At 33.9% G+C, this 2,467-nt stretch carries 2 protein-coding genes and 1 rRNA gene; all 3 read left to right on the plus strand.

What is annotated here, in order from left to right; genetic code table 11:
- A 5S ribosomal RNA gene (rrf, locus tag ACLBXA_RS29290) occupies positions 1-94 on the plus strand; the annotation flags it as partial.
- Positions 95-326: 232 nt separating this feature from the next.
- Positions 327-1,286 (plus strand): alpha/beta hydrolase, encoded by a 960-nt coding sequence (locus ACLBXA_RS29295; protein ID WP_447617738.1) that lies wholly within the window; start codon positions 327-329, stop codon positions 1,284-1,286.
- A gap of 199 nt (positions 1,287-1,485) precedes the next feature.
- Positions 1,486-2,217 carry a DsbA family oxidoreductase gene (locus ACLBXA_RS29300; RefSeq protein WP_000687924.1) on the plus strand — a complete coding sequence of 244 codons (732 nt, stop codon included), beginning with the start codon at positions 1,486-1,488 and terminating at the stop codon, positions 2,215-2,217.
- The last annotated feature ends 250 nt before the right edge of the window (positions 2,218-2,467 follow it).

Below are 2,467 nucleotides of genomic sequence, written 5' to 3' on the forward strand. Positions count from 1 at the left end.
TCACACCCGTTCCCATACCGAACACGGAAGTTAAGCTCTCTAGCGCCGATGGTAGTTGGGACCTTGTCCCTGTGAGAGTAGGACGTCGCCAAGCAAGCTTAAGACGAGTCAGAATGACTCGTCTTTTTTGTGTTTTGTAACTTTTTTTCAAAGCTAATTACATATCTATATAAGTTTTATTCGATTTCTTTCGTGATTTTTGATATGTAATTTAAGATTTTCTATTTTATTTCTTAAAGATAAAATTCACCAGTGTGTTAAAATAGTACAGTTGTTTTTTTGATGTACTTTAATATAAGAAGATTTAAGTTAGAAAAGGAGATAATATGAAAAGGATAGGTATAATTACTATAGTAGTCTTAGTCCTTCTAGTAATCGTGTATATGTTAGTTGGGAATTATTTTTATAACTACGCGTTGAATGCGAAACAAGAAAAAGAGTTTTTACAAGATAATCCTCATTTAGTAGAAACGGTAAATGCATCGGGAGATGTATTGGCTACAAATGAAGAAAAGAATGCGAACTTCGTATCGAAGTATAAACCTAACACATTAACTATACGTTCTTTCGATAAAATGAATTTAAAAGGCTATGAATATATGAATGAACAATCTAGTCATAAATGGGCAATTGTGGTTCATGAATACAATGGTAGAGCATCAGAAATGACGAAATATATTCGTAACTTTTATGAACAAGGCTATAATGTCATAGCACCAGACCTTCGTGGGCACGGAAATAGTGAAGGGGATTATGTTGGTATGGGCTGGCATGATCGTAAAGATGTTTTGATTTGGATTCAACAAATCTTAAAGAAAGATCCTAATGCTGAAATAGCTCTATTTGGTGTTTCAATGGGCGGGGCAACTGTAATGATGACTTCAGGAGAAGATTTACCTTCTAATGTTAAAGTTATTATTGAAGATTGTGGATACTCAACCGTTATTGATGAATTTACTTATCAGCTAAAAGATTTATTCCACTTGCCGAAGTTTCCTGTTATGAATGCGGCAAATACAGTTACAAAATTAAGAGCTGGATATGATTTAGAAGAAGCTTCAGCTGTAAAACAAGTAGCGAAAAGTAAAACACCTATGCTATTCATTCATGGGGATGCTGATACATTCGTTCCTTTTGAAATGTTAGATGAAGTATATAATGCTGCAAAAGTAGAAAAAGAGAAATTAATTGTTCCAGGTGCTGGGCATGGAGAAGCGGAGAAAGTAGGTTCGAATAAATATTGGAATACCGTATGGAAGTTCGTAGGGAAGTATATTCCGGCATAATTAAAGTTGTTGCATTTATATAGACGATAATCGGAGGGATAATAGTTAATCCTTTTGATTATCGTTTTTTTGTTAATTAGGTAGTCTGCTATAAGTGTATTTTTGTATGTACTATATGAAGGAGATAGAGCAAAAACTTTTGAATTCCTTAATCTCAGTGCTACAATGATTGAAAACTAAATGTTAATGAGGTGTTTATATGAAAATTGAGGTTTGGTCGGATTTTGTATGCCCATTTTGCTATATTGGGAAACGTAGATTAGAGATGGCTTTAGAGCAATTTCCACATAAGAAGGATGTTGAAGTTGAGTTTAAAAGTTTTGAGTTGGATCCGAATACTCCCGTTTACTCTGGAACAAGTATTAATGAAGTGCTTGCATCAAAGTATGGGATTAGTATTGAAGAAGCTAAGCGTAATAACGTACAGCTAGGAAATCATGCAGCTAGTATGGGTTTAAGTTTTAATTTTGATGAGATGAAGCCGACGAATACGTTTGATGCGCATCGTCTTGCGAAGTTTGCAAAGAATCATGGAAAAGAAAAGGAGATTACGGAAAATCTACTTTTTGCATATTTCACTGAATCGAAAAATTTAAGTGATGTGGATACACTTGCTACTATTGCTGAAGCTTCAGGTTTAGATAAGCAAGAAGCTTTAAATGTTATTAATGATAAAAATGCGTACGCAAATGATGTTAGAATTGAAGAAGCGATTGCTCAGCAATATCAAATTTCGGGAGTGCCTTATTTTATTATTAATCAAAAGTATGCTATTTCAGGTGCACAACCACTTGAAACTTTTGTTGGTGCACTCCAGCAAGTTTGGGAAGAAGAGAATCCTGCACCGAAGTTACAGGAACTTTCAGTAGATGGTGGAAGCGACCTTTCTTGTACTGATGGAAGTTGTTCAGTGCCGTCAAAAGAACAATAGCTTTTATGATGGAATAGCACCCTATAGATAGTTCTGTGGGGTGCTTGTATATAACTATAGAAGAAATACGTAAATAGATAATTTGATTACGTAAATGAATTCTATAAAATATAAAGTTTTTTAAAATAATGTATTGACGATTATATAAATGAAGTGTAATATAGAACAAGTCGCCGATGACATTAACGTCGCAAGCGACAAACGAAATAAAAAACTTAGTTGACATTAACTAACGAAGATGTTAACATAA

This window comes from Bacillus sp. D48C, from assembly GCF_053345735.1.

Excerpts from the sequence above, each read along its gene's own strand:
- ACLBXA_RS29300 (WP_000687924.1), top strand. The coding sequence starts at position 1,486 with ATGAAAATTGAGGTTTGGTCGGATTTTGTATGCCCATTTTGCTATATT.
- ACLBXA_RS29295 (WP_447617738.1), top strand. The coding sequence starts at position 327 with ATGAAAAGGATAGGTATAATTACTATAGTAGTCTTAGTCCTTCTAGTA.